A 16,246-nucleotide genomic window follows, 5' to 3' on the forward strand; every position below is an offset into this window, starting at 1 on the left:
CTCGGACACGGCTTGGGTCTACACCTTCTACTTCGGCAATTTCATTTACCGTCATTCCCAGATAGTATCGGGCATAACTTCGCTTTGCCTGTTTCTCCGGCAGCTTCATCACAGCGGCATAGACCTGCTCCTGAAACTATTTTTCCTCCAGAAGCATCTCCGGTGTCTGGGGCTTCATCAGAATCGCATTTTCAATGCCATTCTCGCAATCCAGAGAATACTGTGCTTTATAACGATACATCTTTCGCTCATACGCAGCTTCCGCACGCTCAGCTGCTCGAATAGTCTCCATTACTTCCTCTGTCACATCTACAAAAAAGTCTGTTGTATAAATATCAGGATAAAATTCCCGAAGGTTAATTTTCTTCATTATGTACCTCCATTTCGATTCACGGGTGATTGACGGGTGAATCGAATGGAGGCGGAGACCGACACCGGCAGACAACCGGATCATCTCCGAAAAAATGGCAACAAAAAACGCCAGGTTTCCGTGATGGAAAACTGACGCGCCAAGAGCAGCCACGATTGTACTTAATTACATGGAACGATAATGCCGATGCAATGCTAAACTTACCCGGAGGAGGAGCAATGCTTTTTTTAACTGATGTAGATCATGTGAGCTTTGAAAAAGCAAACGAGACACGGCAAAATAACCTCCAATCGGCTACCGTGTCCCTGCAAGTCGTCATGATGGACAGCTATAAAGGAACTCTGGAAAGTATCAAAAAAGGAGTATTGTATTCCAAAGACAGCGGTGACGGCGATACCTACTCCATGATTCCACCTACTGAAGATGTAGTTTCCTCTTATAGTGTTGATGTAACAAAAGATAACGGAAAAACAGTACACATTGGAGATTATTCCACAGTTGAGAAATTAGACAAAGCCATTTCTGATGCAGTTAAAAATGGTCAGCTCACACAAGAAGAAGCGGACGCCGTTCACCAATAATAACCAAACCATTCTGCCGCACGACGGCAAAAGAAAAAAAGCCGTCGTACAGCAGACAAATTGATACGCCCATTTAAAGCAGCGGCATTGATTTTCAGAGCCGCTGTACCAAACGGGCAAAAAGCAAGAACTGCCCGGGCAACAAAAAAATTTGAAGAACCGGACACCCGCCGCCAGACCATTTCGAAGGCGATCGCCGAATTGCTATATATTATGTTAAATTCCTGAAAGTATTTTCTTTGCGTTCTCCAGGTTATTTTTTCCATTTATTTTTAAATATACTTTACTGATCTCAGAAGGCTCTCCTATTTCTCTGCAGAGATCCTGTGCCTGGGAAATGGGTATGTAGATTTCGTTGCCTTCTATTACTACAGCGGCTTTACAGGGCATATATGAGGTTTGCGGTTCTCTTGCGGAATTGCCGGATAAAGTGGTAAGATCATCTGTGGCTTTGGAAGTATCCTTCTCTTTTTCATCCAGGAAATAAAAAATATTCAGGTTTTCACCCATCTCTAAAAATTTTTCCTGTTGTTTTTTTGAAATGGCATGATTATTATAGTCTTTCATATCCCGTAGGGAACCATTTCCCAGCAATAACAACGGCAGCTTCCCCAGTTCATTCTGAGTTGGATTTTTTCCAAACGCATTCATATCAATTCCTGAAAAAGTCGTTGTTTCCGTATAATCTTCAATTTTGATGACAACCGGGACTTCTATGACTGGCCAGATTTCTTTTATACCTTTTATCTTCTTCGCTTTCTGCAAAAAATCTTCATCATAAGCCAGATCTCCAAGTGGGAGCAACACAGTAAATTGCCGTTTTTCTTCTTTCATGCCTGCCAGCAGCATTCCTAATAATGTAAGTATCAATGCCAGCAGAAGTATGACTAATAAGGTAAAGCTGTCTATTTTTTTTCTTTTCAATGAGAAGCCGCCTTCCTCGCTTCTTCAAGAAGGATATTTTTCTTATGAAGCTTTCTGACCAGAATCAGGATTATGGAAATAAGCAGTACTGCAACAACTGCAGCTATGGAATACCACCAGTTATTGGTTTTCTCCTGGTCATCTTCAACCTTTAAAGTTTTTATCTGGGTTTCTTTGATTTCAGAATCAAATTTTATTTCTTCCTCATATGATTTGCCATCTGCATCCTCATACGTAAGAATTAATTGACCTGCACATTTTCCTGTTTTTCCTTTTACATATATGCGAAGACTTCCTTGGGATAAATCTCCGGCCTCTATGGTCCCTAAGAATGCAGTATCGTTTGAGCTTAATTCATCAGCCTTTAAGCTGACACTTGCATTGTATATTTTGTCTCTTCCGAGATTCATTGCTTTTACCGGGATCTCTACTGTATCCATAGTGTATAAAACAGATGGAATATCTGAAGCTTCCAGCTTAACACGAACCGGTTGGATGATCTGAAAAGACAGTAATTCTGTACCGGTAGTTGCCGTTGCTTTCGAATCTTCATAATCCAGAGAAAAAGTAATGACAGCCTGGCCAGGATCACAGTTTTCTGTTATAGTAATCATCTGTTCCAAAGTAATTGCTTCACCAGGAGCCAGGACTTGTACATAAAAAGAGTTTTTCTCAAATTCGATTCCTTTGTTCTCTGTAGAAAGGGAAATTTTTAAACCAAATACATTTTGACTGCAGCTTTTATTTCGAAATGTCAGAGACATTTCTGTTGTAGAACCAGCCTCCAATCGTCCACCTGAAAGATTGCTGTCTTCTAATAATACCTGCGGTTTATGTAATATTTTTTCACTTGATGAGTCTGATGTTGAATTACCTCCTCCCCCACCGCCCGAATACCCTCCGTTGTCTATAACCGGATCTGTTATCTGCGGGGCGTCACCGTCCTCCGGATTATCACTGTCTATTACAACATGAAAAGGATTCGATTTAGAACCATCACCAAAGTCATCTCCTGATGTAAAAATATCCGGATCCGGATTTTCTTTATCGCTATCAGCTTTATCAGGAGTCTTCTCATCCTCTGCCGGAGGTTCGGTACTCGGAGGTTCGGTACTCGTAGAATCATCCTCTTTTTCATCAAGGGTTAACGAGTTGTCATTCTCATAAGATACGGACGGATCTGAGTCCGTAAATCCTTCTTCAGCAGATGTAATCTCCGTGTTTTGAGGCTCTGTGGCAAAAACGGTAGCTGGAAGAAATATTATTGTCGTACACAATACTAATGCCGTTTTTACAAATAAATTTCTCATTATCAGGCAGTCCTTTCTCTTAAGATTCCTCCATCCATTTCATATACGTGGTCACATAAGATTCTGATGTCCTCTTCATTATGGCTTGCCAGCAAAATAGTTTTTCCTGCTGCTTTTAAATCCAGCAGCAGTTCTCTTATTTCTTCCACGCCATGTTTATCCAGTCCATTAAACGGCTCATCCAGAATCAAAAACAGAGGATCTTCCATAATGGCCTGTGCAATACCAAGGCGTTGACGCATTCCAAGGGAATATTTTCCGACTGGTTTCTTCATGTCCGGATCCAATCCTACCCTTTTTAGGACTATGCGGATATCGGCCTTCGAGATCCGGCCATTCATATCTGCCAGGATTTCCAGATTTTTAAAGCCCGTATATTGTGTAAGAAAACCGGGAGTCTCGATAATAACTCCAAGACTTTCAGGAAAATCCACATCATGGCCTATTTTTTTTCCAAATACAAAAATAGTGCCCGTAGTTACAGGAAGAAACCCACAGATGCATTTCATAAGGACGGTCTTTCCTGAACCATTATTTCCAACAATCCCATAGACGTTCCCTGTTTTCAGGGAAAGATTTACTTCCTGTAACACGATGTCTTCACCGAAACGTTTGGTCACGTGTTCTATTTTTACGCAGGTGTTCTGCATCATTCCACTTGCTCTTTGCGGATCACAGGCCAGATTAAATGTCCCTTCAGATTTCTTCCAATCTTCCATATAAAACACCTCCCAGAATTCCCAGCATTACTAATAAAAACAACAGTAGAAATAGCCAAACTCCTATTTTGTCCGGTCCCCAATTTTCATCAGCCAGTATCCATTCTACTGGATAAAACCATATCTGATTCTTAAAATAGCGGTCATGAAGGATAATTCCGAAATAAAAGCTTACAAAAGGGATTCCATATGCCATGTAAGCAGAATCCCATAAAATCCCGCAGCTTCCACCGAAAGTACTTATGATACTTCCGATAAGTCCTGTCCGAAATGCCTTCATGAGTAAGTCCAGAAGTGCTTCTTTCTGAATAGCACCCTTTATCTCCAGCGGATAGAACACAATAAAATTGATAAAAAGTACCGTTAGTATAGATAACGTCCAGACCATAAAACCAGATACCATAATGGAAAAAACTTTACCTTCGATATACTGTCTGCGAGTCGTTCTGGGAAGTATCTCCTTTAAAAATCCACTTTTATATTCTTGCAGAATGGAATCACTCCATGGCAATACGGCCGCTACCGGAATGGCAAAAGATACTGCCTGACTTTTTAAGGAACCTTCCAGTATACTGATAAAAGTACCACATGTCAGTGCTTTTTTTAAGCTGGGATAAGTCTGTCCAATGGCTATGGAAATGCAGGCTATCAGCCATGCTGCCAGAAAATTCTTATTAAAAAACATACGTTTTGTTTCACCCCACATAGGTTTTCCCCCTTCCGATCATGTCTTTTCTCCAAGAAATTCAAAGGTATATTTTTTCATCCGGTTAATTGCAAAAACTGCAAGAAGAACTAAAATACCCAGAAAAAACATATAGGAATGCGGGATTTTCGGGAGCAATGGATCATAACCCAAGTTATGTTTTCCGTATACTGCCTGGTTCAGAGGACTGATCCAGCAGATTAATACATTTACCTGATACATTTCGTATTTTTCTTTATGTAAAATTGCAGCCAGTACTTTCGGGTCCAATAAAAAACCAAAGACACTGTAAAGAAGGCCAAAAATCATCCCCTTAGTCTTCCCTTTATAAAGATTTCCTACAAGGATTACAAAGCTTAAGGTCAGCGAATAACAAAACAGAAGGAAGAAAACCTGCAGCATACAGCCATAGGGTGAGATACTTTCCATGACCCTTACTGTAGAAGGGACCTGCAGGTTTTTTCCTAATTCTGAATAACCAAGCATGGCCGCAGTTTCGCTCCACAGATTACCTGGATAACTCTTTTTCATACACAGCACGGCCGTAAACAGCAGCATCAAAACCGTATATAAAACAGTTACAAGAATAACATAAATGAATTGACCTAAAAGCCATTTCCTCTTGGTTGTCCGGGTCAGCTGGTATGGAGTAATAGGTGTCATCTTCGGCAGGTCAGAAAACATAAGAAGCAAGAGCAGTGAACTGGACAGTACTGCTATCCCATCCCCAAATGTCCAGATAAATGGTTCAATGGCCTGTACCGGTGTATCGTAGGTCTCCATTACAACCATGATTCTGCCTGTAAGCAGGAAACTAAGTACAAATTCTAACAGAAATATAAAAATAACTTTGGGATTGCGTAAAAATCCGAAGAAATTGTACCTTACAATTCCAAATACCTGTCTCATGTCAGTAACCCAGATTCCGGTCTATGATACTGCCATCCACGGCATTAATGGTAAGGAAGCTTTCATTCGGATCTTTACTGGTATTTGATTCTGTTTCTCCGTTATATTCACTTTCTGAAGTCATGCTGCCGAAAAAATCCCAGACGGGGATCAAAATACCTGTGTGTGCGTCAGTAGACGGCTCATATATTCTGGCATAACCAAGAACGATCCGATCAATATCATAGACCCTGGAATTTTCATATTGCATATTATCAGCGTTTGTTACCACCATCATTTTTTCATAAATTTTCATAACCTCGCTGAATGAAAGAAGATTTAAATTCTCTGTCTTTATTTTACCAATTGTGTAGGGATTTGAATAAGTCATGCTTTCTATGCCATCTTTATCGACATAGAAACAGAGACTTTCATAAGACCATGTTTCCATTGTGCTATCCATATCTTCCAATGCCCCACCGTCTGCAATTGTCTGAGTTACCGGCACACCATTTATGGTACGTGCATAATCAATTCTATATCCATTTCCAAAATTACCTGAACTATTATCGCCTTCAAAACTTTTGCACACCGCGTAATTCCAGTTAGAAAACTGTAAATCTGTGATGCCCATTTTTTCAACTTTTTCCTTTACAAGTTTTTTTGCTTCATCCAGGGACAGCCCGATAGATTCTTCTGTGGGTTTTTCTTCCTCTTCAGAATATCCGTAATCACACCACATTGCATCCTCCGGTATTTTTTCCCCGCCCTTGTTTGCTGCTTTCTTGATCTTGACTGACAAGGTATCGGAGCCATCGAAAGATATTATATAGTAGTATTGTGAATCGTCTGGCATTTGTGCAACACAATTGAAATAATTTCCGGCAACAGGTTTTGCTTCTGTCAGGGTTTTCTTTTCCGGAGCAGTTTCGTATTCCTGTTCCCATGTCTCAATATCTTCATAGATATCATAGACATAATTTCCATCATCGTCTGTTCCATAGTTATACGGATCCAGGTTTCCGTTTGCAACGTCTTCTTTTAGTTCATCCAGAGTTTTTTTAATTTCATCCTTTGTCTTCACATAATAACTATCTATGGTATAAAGTTTTGCCTCTGAGAAGAATGCGTTTGTAATACGGTCGAGAAGCTCCTGGGGAACTTCTGCCGCGGTGACAGAAATAGCAGATATCTTTTCCACTTCCGGAATTTCTACGCTTGCATCTGTATTTACCACGAGCTTGGCACTGTCATCTTCCACATGGCTTTTATAATTTTGAGGAGCATCGATGAGATTCCTGATGGTTGTCTTTGAATCTGAACCGTCATCGTTCTTGCTTTCAGATGCTTCTCCTTTAGAACCGCTAACATCATCCGCTTCCGTATAGGCATCTACAGCCTTGCTCCCCTTCGGCTTTACCAAAGAAGAGTCCGGGGTCTGTGCGCATCCTGTAAACATTCCAATACAAAGCACTATTCCTGCAAATTTTTTTATGTTTTTTCTCATTTCTGGTAATTTCTCCTTTCTAAGGTTGTTATAAGTATATCATCGAGCATTACACCAAATCTTTCGCGATTTGTAACTGATATGTAAACGTTAGTGTGATTACCAGAAAACAGAGACGGTAGTTCCTTTTCCCGGATTGCTTTCAATCTTCAGTTGGAAATCGTGCAGTTCTATAATTTTCTGACATAAAGAAAGACCGAGCCCTACACTTCCTTTTGCCCTGGAACGAGATTTGTCTACCATATAAAATGGTTCCGTCACCATTTCCAGATCCTCTTTTGGTATTCCCTTTCCAAAATCCTGAACCATCAGATGGTCTGGGGTTGCCTCAAGCACAATTTTAGATTCTTTCCTGGAAGCTTTGACTGCATTATCAATTAGATTTGTCACTACACTTATCATTAAGTCCTGATCAAACTTCTTTACCAATTCTTTTGGTTCACAAAATACATCAAGAGAGATGTTTTTTTCTTGAAGCCTGCAATCAATGAGTTCTTTTACTTCTTTCAGGAAGTTATCCACCTGTATTTCAGCTGGATTGAATGAGTCTTCCGAAGCTTCGTAGAGTCCGGTTAATTCCAGCATTTTCATAGAAAGTCTTGAAAGCCTGCGACATTCATTTTCAATATAAATCAGAGCCTTCTCCTGCCTTTCCGGGGTCAGGCGCACAGTAAGCAATGTATCTGCATAGCCTATGATTGCAGTCATTGGGGTCTTCAGCTCATGAGCCAGACTTCCAATAAGCTGTTTTTGTGTCCGGTTTATGTTAGAAAGACTTTCAATTTGTTCTTTTATTTTACCTGTCATAAAATTAAAGGTTGCACCTACCTGCGCAAGTTCTGTATTGCCCTCTGACGGTACTTTAAAATCATAAATACCTTCAGAAACAAGAAGCGTAGCTTCTCTTAGGCTTGTAAGCGGTGCTGTGATTTTTCGAAGGTTCAAATAAAGGACAATTCCCATCACCACGATCAAAGATAAAGTAAATCCACCCGTCTGAAAAAACAGCAGATGACTTTTTTCTATTACATCTGTTATATCTTTATAAGTAACAATCTGATATCCCATATTTGCATTGCCATAGTAGAATAACAAAAGTGTCCTTCCATTTATCTGACTGATCATAGGGCCATGACCTTCACTGTTGCTGCCATGATTCATCAAGTTTGCCTTACTTTCACATAATTCCCTTAACCTTTCTACATCGAATTCATAAACAGTTCCATTATAGGTCATTTTTCCATCAAGATATAAAACAGCACTGTCATGAAAAACCTGCCGAAAAGCATAAGTAACTATTTGTGGTCGCATTTCGTTGTAGGTATTCTGTTTCTGATCGTCGGAACGGCTTGTTTTATTTTCAAACTGTAAGATGTTTGTTCTAAATATACTGCTTTCATAACTGTCGATATTCTGTATACTCTGATTTTTCCAACAATAAGTGGTATAAAGAAAGATCCCTAACGATACCAACAGAATGATACATGTAGTCTGAGAAAAAATCTTTATTAAGAGTTTCATAAATCCACCTCAAGCCTGTAACCGATTCTGGGAATTGTTTTAATCTTATCCTGCCATCCAAGCTTTTTCCTGATACGACCCACATGTGCATCCACAGTTCTTGTTTCTCCGCAGAACTCTTCATTCCACAGTTCCTGCAGAATCTGATTCCTGGTCAGTGCTTTATTCGGGTTTTTGGCGAACACCATGAGGCAGTTATATTCCATTGGCTTTAAATAGATTTCCATGCCCATTTTTGTAACAGTACGACTAGCAGTATCAATGATGACATCACCAATTTGAATCTGTTCTTGTACAGTGCCATTACGTTCCAGTACTTTTTCAAGACGGACCATCACTTCCAGCATTTCAAATGGTTTTACAATATAATCTTCTGCACCGTCTTTTAATCCCTTTATCTTGCTCGCGATATCTCCCTTTGCGGTAAGAAATATTACGGGGATTTCATACTGCTTCAGTTTCGGTAACAGGCTATATCCGTCTCTTCCGGGAAGCATGATATCTACAAGTGCACACTGAAACGCATGATCTTGAATAATTGCTTCATATGCCTCATTTCCATCCAGATATCCTACTGTTTCATACCCTGCAATCTCCAGATTCATACATAGCAGGTCATTGATTGACATTTCGTCTTCTATCACAAGAATTCTTGCCTTCATAATTATTACCTCACATGTTTTTATAACTATCTTTTCACAGGTTAATTATACATTAAATTCTATAATGCAGTTGTAACTGATTTGTAACAGCAAAAAAGGAAACCAAAACCATTCTGTGAGAATAGTTCTGATTTCCTGTATAAACCGATATGCTGATTTTATACACATGCCCAAATCGGCTTTATCAGCTAATACCGCCGCCAGTTTTTCATAAAACGAGAATAAAAGCTGATATTTTCCTGTTTTTTTGCACATTCCTTCATACATTTCTGTATGTTTTGGTAGTAAGATTTTGTATTGACACCTGATTCTTTCACATGATAATCAAAAATGCCTGACATTGGATCCTGGAAAAATAACGTTATCCGAAAGCTGCGCATGGATATCCAGCATTTTTTCATAGGTTCTGGTATCAGCATGATAATAGTCCCAATATACTAATCCTAGATCTTTTTTCGGTTTTTCCCATTTGGAGCAGTCCGTGTTTTCGGGCAGATCATAGTATCCGCCTGTAGAATTTGCTGTAATGTACATGTCACTCCATATCATAGGCTTTAATTCTAATTTTCTGCAAATATCTACGACCCTGTTACAATGTTCCTCGATTATCAGTGACCCTTTTTTATATCCATTTTCTTTTAGATAATTTCCAAGTCCCAGCATGACAGCCTCATCCATTCCAATATGTACCCTGTTGGTAGAAAAATTCTCCTTTACTGAGCTGAGCAGCTTTTCAATAAACTGATAAGTTTCCTCTTTTTCAGGCTGGAGAATGTCCGCAGAATCACGAATCTTATCCATTCAGACATGCTCTTGATATTGAAATTCATCTTCTTCCATATGATGTATAGCATAATTAAGTGCGCGGTAATAATGAGATATTTCCCGGCAGATGATATGAATCTGGTTTTTTCTTTTATTGATCAATATTTCTGGTCTGTCCTGAAATTTAACAAACAATTATATATTTTGGTTGAAACCGTCATTTTCAGCCAGCAGTATTTCAGTACCTTTTTTAATAGTATTATATTCTTTCTTATCAGATGAAAAAACAATGTTCATACGTATTCCTCTTTCTTTAGGAATTATTCTTTTTATCATATCCTTCCGGTATCTCATAAGAATCTACTTAAGGCACGAATCAGTTTTTCTGACTCCAGTGGTTTTGTAAGATAATCGTCCATTCCGGCTTTCAACGCTTTACTCTTGTCTTCTGCAAAGGCATTGACGGTCATAGCTATAATCACAACAGCAGATACATCACTTCTGTTCATTGTACGTATTTCTCTGGTAGCTTCCAGGCCATCCATAACTGGCATCATAATATCCATCAGAATTACATTGACCTCACCAACACCTGATTTTGCAAATGCTTCAACAGCCTCCTTACCGTTTGAAGCCCTTATAATTTCTGCTCCTGCATTTGTCAGAAGGAATTCTGCAATTTCCATGTTCAATTCATTGTCTTCGGCCAAAAGGATTCTCATGCCTTCAATTGATACATCGTCTTCCTGGCTTTCTGCCTGCTTCATATCAGCAGAAATAAGGAATGGGAGCTGTACCATGAATGTGGTTCCTACATTTTTCTCGCTTTCAAATTTAATCGTACCGCCCATTTTCTCTATTAGTTTTTTTGTAATTGGCATACCAAGACCTGTTCCTCCATAAACAGATCTTGCACCGCCTGTTTCCTGAGTAAATGGTTCAAAAATATGGTTCTGAAATTCTTTACTCATTCCAACTCCGGTATCCTTGCAGTGAAACTCAAACAGTATATGCCTGTCATCCACCTGTGTTTCATAATAGCTGAGCAGTATCTCTCCTTTTTCTTTATTATACCTGACAGCATTACTTATGATGTTCATAAGGATTCTTTTTAAACTTTAATCACAGCACTTTTGCATGCTCTGTCAATGTGTTTATTTCCATAAATAAATTTTTCTTTGTACCCATTATATGGTTCCAGTATTGATACGTCAATCCCATTAATGTGCCTTCTCTTCTTCACTCTTTGTGAAAGGAAGAGATTGCTAGCTTTTACCAATCGCTCTTCCACTTCCACATCAAGTCTGCTTTGTTCTGGATTACCGAAATGGTGATCATGCGTCAGGCTGATACTGTTGACAATGAAAAACAGGAGCCAGCTGCATTACAACTTAGCTCCTGTCCTGTACATCTTGAATATAGAATTAGTAAAAACAGATTATCGGGACATCATACTGAATAAGACTATAAAGCTGTCCGGCATTTTCTGGTGGAAGATTGATGCATCCATGAGAACCACCTGTAAGATATCTGTCACCACCAAAGTACGGCTGCCAGTCTGCATCATGAAAGCCAATTCCTCCATTGAATGGCATCCAGTACGTTACCGGCTGTTCATAAGAATAGGTTCCATTTGCTGTCATTTCACCTCGCAGCACGGACGGACTGCTCTTTGAATTCAGTGTGAATATTCCAGGGGGTGTTTTTCTATCCGGATCGCTTGGCAGTCCGGATACGATTTCTGATTGGAAAATAATATTTCCATTCTGATAATACCACATATACTGTTCTGTAAGATCTACCTCTATATATGTATCTCCAAGATCATTGATTCCGTGTGCATTTGCCCTCATAGAATATACCGGTTCCCTGGTTGTCTGGGTTCCTGACTGAATTTCCTGCATGAGCTGTGCTACTTCCTTGTCCTGATCAATCTTCCATCCATAAGCTGAGCCATATACATACACCGTCCTTCCGCTCGTGGTCTGGAATTGTCTTTCAGTGCCAACTGTATCATGATCTGCTGCAAGCTGTGCCACATAATCCACTACATGCTGCCGGAAGGCTTCATCATTCTGGAGCAGCTGCCCTTTCTCGTCAAACTGCAGCCAGTTTTTGATGGTATTCCCATCGAGTGTTACCGTTTCATCTCCAAATGTATATGTGATATTTACTTTTGTCAGGTTCTTATATGTATTTACCATATTCTGAAGCTCTGAACTTTCTTTCGTCACATCTGCTTTCTTATAAGCCTTTGGATCACTTTCCAGATCTACCTCTGCCGCATCGTTATCGATTGCCCTGCATATCATCTGATAAGCTTCTTTGGTATTTAATTCATTGCCTTCCGTTTCTGGCACAATAGTGAATTCTGAGTTAACAAAACTTACATACGCATTTTCCGGTGCTATCTGATTCTCTTTTTTCGCACAATTTAATGAATTTACCTGTTCTTCCAGTTTCTCCCGGCTGAAAAAAGTCTCTTCTTGAACCATATAGTTTTTTGTTTCAAAAAGACTGCCGATCCATTCCCATGATTTCTGAGTTTTCAGCAGCTGGAGAACCGCACCGCTGGATACGTATTTATAATCAATATCTTTTCCTGTAATGGCCTGCGGGTCCTGCATTCTTGCCCTTACCTGAATAGTATAGTTATCCTTTTTCCCAGCAATCTCCTGCTCAACCTCATATGCTGTCTTATTTGAACTGTCAATCCCATTGATGGTCGTCCCATAAAAGAAGTGATATGAGTAATAATAAGATATACCTGCATATATACAACAGCCTATAACAAAAATCATCAATATAATCAATATTACAATTTTCTTAATTTTATTTTTCTTCTTTTCTGAAAATATAATAGATCTGAATTCCGATTTATCCATCGGCACATAAACAACTGAACCTGGTCTTGCCGATTTTGTGGTTCTCATTGACTGCCCTATCACTTCTTTTTGTCTCATATCCTACTTATCTTTCTTTGAATCACTTAGTTTTTTGCACTGTCTCACTGTCATTATCAAAATGTAATGTCTTATGATATTTCGCATTCTCCTCCAGAAGTTTTTTCCATTTCTGTCCGTCTTCTTTCGTAGGATTATCAAAATTCTGCTGCCCCTTCAGTTCATCCATATACTGGATATAATCCAGGAAATAAATATCTACTGTCGAAATATCCCTGTCCTGAATTGCGAAGTTATTACAGTTTCCAGTAGACTCATTATATGGAAGTGTGTTTCCGTTGGCATCAAGAGCTACCATGAAGCAGTCACTGTTGGATCCTTCCTTATAAAGTTCATTTACCGTCAGTTCATACGGAGAACGAATTACGGATTTGAGTCCGATACCAGCATCGTTTGTATCATTCAGTTCCAATACTTCTGTCCGGGAATCATCTACTGTAACCGGGATATCGAAACTCCAGTCACCTTCATATTTGTAGTAGCCGGCATCCCTTCCATAGTTTTCATCATCCGCTTCTGACCACTCATAGTCTGCTTCCAGCCCTCTTACCTTCGAGATATCCAGATGCAGATTAAAAGTATCCGGAATCTCAATATCTTTAATATATTTCTGATATGCTCCACCACGCTCAGATACTTTATTGATAAACTCTTCCAGCAGTGCATAACCTTCATCCGTCTGATCATCTAAGTCCGCCTGAGTTATTCCCATCTCATCCATTACCTGCTGTGTCATTTCATTGTATTTCTCATTATATTCCGTATAGTCTTTTGCCGCCTGAGCAAGATCATAACGGAAAATGCATGCATAGGTGTTGTCATCCAGAAACTGTCCTTCCACATGACCGTCGATCACCCGACTAGCTTCTGAATCAAAGTCCACACCTCCAGTCATATCCAGATCAATGACCGGTGTTCCACTTTCCGCCCTGGTTGACGTTTCTGGAAATGGCTTATCACTCTTAAACTGCATAGTTATATAGACTGCCTGGCTGTTGGCATATACCTCAGAACATGTAATTGTCAGCCCATCTGCTGTTTTAATGTAAGCATTCTCACTAGTGGCATTACCTGTCTTGTCCCCATCTGCTTCACTGCCATCTGCCGTTGTTCCATCAACGGATTCCAAGGTTGTTGCATAATCCGAAAAATCACCAAAGAAACTTACATTATCCTGCAAGATTTCAAAAAGCCCTCCTACAACCGGAATATTCTTTGCCATTACTGGATTGGTTGCACAGAATATAAATCCGACTGCCAGTACCGCTGCCATACCTCCTGCTACCCTGCCTCCAATTTTCATCCAGTGATATGGATCCTTTGGTGCTTTTTTCTGTAACACAGCATTATTTTCAATCAATCGATATGCCTGATTGATACGTTCATGCACGATTGCCGGCATTTCTGTATCCTTTTGAAGTTTTTCCTGGAAGTCTTTCTCATTATTATTTAAAGTCATCATTAAACACGTCCCTCCTTAACCTTATATCCATACATCTCTGCAATCTGTTTTCTACCACGATGAAGACGAGATTTCACAGTGCTTTCCTTCATATCCAGAGCGTCACTGATCTCCCGGACACTAAATCCTTCCATATAGTACAAAAGAACAACCAAACGATATTTGCTATCCAATGTTTCTAATACTTGTGCCCATTCCATTGCCGCATATTCTTCTTCGTGAAAAGGTGTTTCCGGCATCTGATCCGTATAAGTAACCAGCTTTTTCTTCTGTATCATGTCCTTACACTTGTTGATCAAGATTCGAATCATCCAAGTTTTAAAATATCTGTTCTGTTTCAGACTTTTCAGATTTTCATAACAGGAAAGAATCGTATCCTGTATTGCATCCGCAACATCTTCATCATTTTTCAGATATGCTGCCGCAATCTTATACATACTCTGTACATTCTCATCCATAAGTCGGCAGAAAGCATCTTTGTCGCCTTTCTTCGCTTTTCGTATCAAAACCTCATTCATTGTAGTTCCGGCTCTCCTATCTCAGACTAGTCATCCGTAGTATACTATAGAAGCTTCATTTATGTGCTTCTACTTATTAGACGTGCGAATCCCTAAAAAGGTTGCAAATATTTTTAAAAAAATTATCTCAGATAAAAACACCCCCGAAATCGTTCAAATTTTATGATCATCAGGTCCTATTAGGGTATAAAAACAGCCGTACCATGTGCGTTTTACATGATACGGCTGTCAATAATTCTCATACCCTCAGGATAGATTAATTGAATCGCCAACTAAGACTCTCCATTTTTATTTATGTAATAAAGTTTGATCCAGCATGTTTTTAATTTCATCCGGAAGACTGTCTATCATTGCATTTTCATCCAAAAACAGTAAAGTTGTATATTTTTTCGCATCATTCGGTGCTGAGAAAATATGAGTTACTGTATATGCTGTTGTACTTTTAGAAAAACAATCTTCATCTCGCAGTGATTCTACTACAAAGCAATCGCCTTTTTGCTGTCCCTGATCATCATACTCTTTATTTAAGCATAGAGTAAAATTAAGATCTGTTGTGCCAAACTTATAAGTTCTCGTATCTGTAACAATCTCTTCCAACATAAAGCCTTCTGAGCCAGCCAGCATTGCAATCTGTCCGATATGCTTAATTTTACGCTTACACAATGAAAAAGGGTGCTGCGGTGTAAAAAATATCTGCGAAGCCTGAAGCAGTTTTTTTGCTGCATAACTATAAAACTTTTTTGCGGAAAGGTTTGTGGCCACACCTGTTAAGTGCCTGAAATTGGCAGCTTTATAAAGCACCTCAATATATCTGCCTTCAAATACATATAGAAATCTTTTACCTACTAAATGCTTCCTATACAGATCGGCAGCTATTTTAATCTCCTGTACGATTTTCTCTCTATCCTGTTGTTTTCCCATCTATCTTTTCCCAATCATCACTATAATATAAAAACAGCACCGGACAACTTTTTGTTATCCAGTGCCCATAATCTTAAAAAGCGGTTTTATGCTGGCTGTCAGCCGCGACATCCTTCCGAACGTCTAAAATGTCGCCGGTATCATTAAGTCCCCGGCGCGGACTCACCGTATCTCCCTGGTGTGGGCGTAATACCCTTCCGAGTATCAAATAGTCCCAGTAATTACCCTGCCCGGGCACAGTACAGCTTTTACGTGCCGCTACACGAAACCTTTTGGTTTAACTATATTATATGCGATACCCTAAGAAATATCAATAGTTTCTGGCAAAATCGATTGGCTGTATTTTATTGTACGTTACTGTTCAAGGGTTAGCTGGACTTAAGAAGACCGATGGTGTAAACTGGTAATAGTTAGAGCCATCGGTCTTCT

Annotated in this window: 17 protein-coding genes and 2 pseudogenes; 1 reads left to right on the plus strand and 18 read right to left on the minus strand. The window is 39.4% G+C overall.

All coding sequences use genetic code 11. From position 1 onward, the window contains the following. Positions 1 to 370 (minus strand): annotated as a pseudogene (locus tag WMO75_RS15990) (sigma-70 family RNA polymerase sigma factor); the annotation flags it as partial. 155 nt (positions 371 to 525) lie between these two features. Here WMO75_RS15990 and WMO75_RS15995 point away from each other — a divergent pair. Continuing rightward, positions 526 to 951 (plus strand): hypothetical protein, encoded by a 426-nt coding sequence (locus WMO75_RS15995; protein WP_167515471.1) that lies wholly within the window; start codon positions 526 to 528, stop codon positions 949 to 951. A 216-nt stretch (positions 952 to 1,167) separates the two neighbouring features. Here WMO75_RS15995 and WMO75_RS16000 read toward each other — a convergent pair whose 3' ends face one another. The 17 genes and pseudogenes from WMO75_RS16000 to WMO75_RS16075 form a co-directional block, all read right to left on the minus strand. Beyond that, entirely contained in the window at positions 1,168 to 1,875 is a 708-nt protein-coding gene (locus tag WMO75_RS16000; RefSeq protein ID WP_227222976.1) for a hypothetical protein, read from the minus strand. After that, entirely contained in the window at positions 1,872 to 3,185 is a 1,314-nt protein-coding gene (locus tag WMO75_RS16005; RefSeq protein ID WP_117639926.1) for a COG1361 family protein, read from the minus strand. The genes WMO75_RS16000 and WMO75_RS16005 overlap by 4 nt, the downstream gene beginning before the upstream one ends. Before the next feature lie 2 nt (positions 3,186 to 3,187). Beyond that, entirely contained in the window at positions 3,188 to 3,838 is a 651-nt protein-coding gene (locus tag WMO75_RS16010; RefSeq protein WP_044925097.1) for an ATP-binding cassette domain-containing protein, read from the minus strand. Between the two features lie 43 nt (positions 3,839 to 3,881). After that, positions 3,882 to 4,610: an ABC transporter permease gene (locus WMO75_RS16015; RefSeq protein WP_227190740.1), complete on the minus strand. Its 729-nt coding sequence runs from the start codon at positions 4,608 to 4,610 to the stop codon at positions 3,882 to 3,884. An 18-nt stretch (positions 4,611 to 4,628) separates the two neighbouring features. Then, positions 4,629 to 5,402, minus strand: coding sequence for a hypothetical protein (locus WMO75_RS16020; RefSeq protein WP_227222975.1), 774 nt, complete (start codon positions 5,400 to 5,402; stop codon positions 4,629 to 4,631). A gap of 118 nt (positions 5,403 to 5,520) precedes the next feature. After that, positions 5,521 to 7,005, minus strand: coding sequence for a DUF6034 family protein (locus WMO75_RS16025; protein ID WP_195968081.1), 1,485 nt, complete (start codon positions 7,003 to 7,005; stop codon positions 5,521 to 5,523). Between the two features lie 99 nt (positions 7,006 to 7,104). Further along, the gene (locus WMO75_RS16030) at positions 7,105 to 8,526 is read right to left on the minus strand and encodes a sensor histidine kinase (protein ID WP_227222974.1); all 1,422 of its coding nucleotides are present in this window, start codon (positions 8,524 to 8,526) and stop codon (positions 7,105 to 7,107) included. After that, positions 8,523 to 9,188, minus strand: a complete 666-nt coding sequence (locus WMO75_RS16035) for a response regulator transcription factor (protein ID WP_005423065.1) — start codon at positions 9,186 to 9,188, stop codon at positions 8,523 to 8,525. Before WMO75_RS16035 ends, WMO75_RS16030 begins: the two co-directional genes overlap by 4 nt. 45 nt (positions 9,189 to 9,233) lie before the next feature. Further along, positions 9,234 to 9,607: pseudogene (locus WMO75_RS20010) on the minus strand (hypothetical protein). After that, on the minus strand, positions 9,513 to 9,989 hold the full coding sequence (locus WMO75_RS16040) for a family 20 glycosylhydrolase (RefSeq protein ID WP_005423073.1): 477 nt from the start codon (positions 9,987 to 9,989) through the stop codon (positions 9,513 to 9,515). The pseudogene WMO75_RS20010 and the gene WMO75_RS16040 overlap by 95 nt, the downstream one beginning before the upstream one ends. 159 nt (positions 9,990 to 10,148) lie before the next feature. Continuing rightward, on the minus strand, positions 10,149 to 10,289 hold the full coding sequence (locus WMO75_RS16045; protein WP_155496284.1) for a hypothetical protein: 141 nt from the start codon (positions 10,287 to 10,289) through the stop codon (positions 10,149 to 10,151). Between the two features lie 14 nt (positions 10,290 to 10,303). Continuing rightward, positions 10,304 to 11,053, minus strand: a complete 750-nt coding sequence (locus WMO75_RS16050) for an ATP-binding response regulator (RefSeq protein WP_349078498.1) — start codon at positions 11,051 to 11,053, stop codon at positions 10,304 to 10,306. Between the two features lie 11 nt (positions 11,054 to 11,064). Then, positions 11,065 to 11,250 carry a hypothetical protein gene (locus WMO75_RS16055; RefSeq protein ID WP_005423080.1) on the minus strand — a complete coding sequence of 62 codons (186 nt, stop codon included), beginning with the start codon at positions 11,248 to 11,250 and terminating at the stop codon, positions 11,065 to 11,067. A gap of 127 nt (positions 11,251 to 11,377) precedes the next feature. Then, positions 11,378 to 12,580, minus strand: coding sequence for a L,D-transpeptidase family protein (locus tag WMO75_RS16060; protein ID WP_242982009.1), 1,203 nt, complete (start codon positions 12,578 to 12,580; stop codon positions 11,378 to 11,380). Between the two features lie 358 nt (positions 12,581 to 12,938). Continuing rightward, entirely contained in the window at positions 12,939 to 14,378 is a 1,440-nt protein-coding gene (locus tag WMO75_RS16065; protein ID WP_349078500.1) for a DUF4179 domain-containing protein, read from the minus strand. Then, positions 14,378 to 14,896, minus strand: coding sequence for an RNA polymerase sigma factor (locus WMO75_RS16070; RefSeq protein WP_005423085.1), 519 nt, complete (start codon positions 14,894 to 14,896; stop codon positions 14,378 to 14,380). Before WMO75_RS16070 ends, WMO75_RS16065 begins: the two co-directional genes overlap by 1 nt. A gap of 288 nt (positions 14,897 to 15,184) precedes the next feature. Beyond that, positions 15,185 to 15,817, minus strand: coding sequence for a PBECR4 domain-containing protein (locus WMO75_RS16075; RefSeq protein WP_005423087.1), 633 nt, complete (start codon positions 15,815 to 15,817; stop codon positions 15,185 to 15,187). Positions 15,818 to 16,246 lie beyond the last annotated feature (429 nt).

The sequence above is a fragment of the Blautia intestinihominis genome (assembly GCF_040096655.1).
GTDB classification, from domain to species: Bacteria; Bacillota; Clostridia; order Lachnospirales; family Lachnospiraceae; genus Blautia_A; species Blautia_A intestinihominis.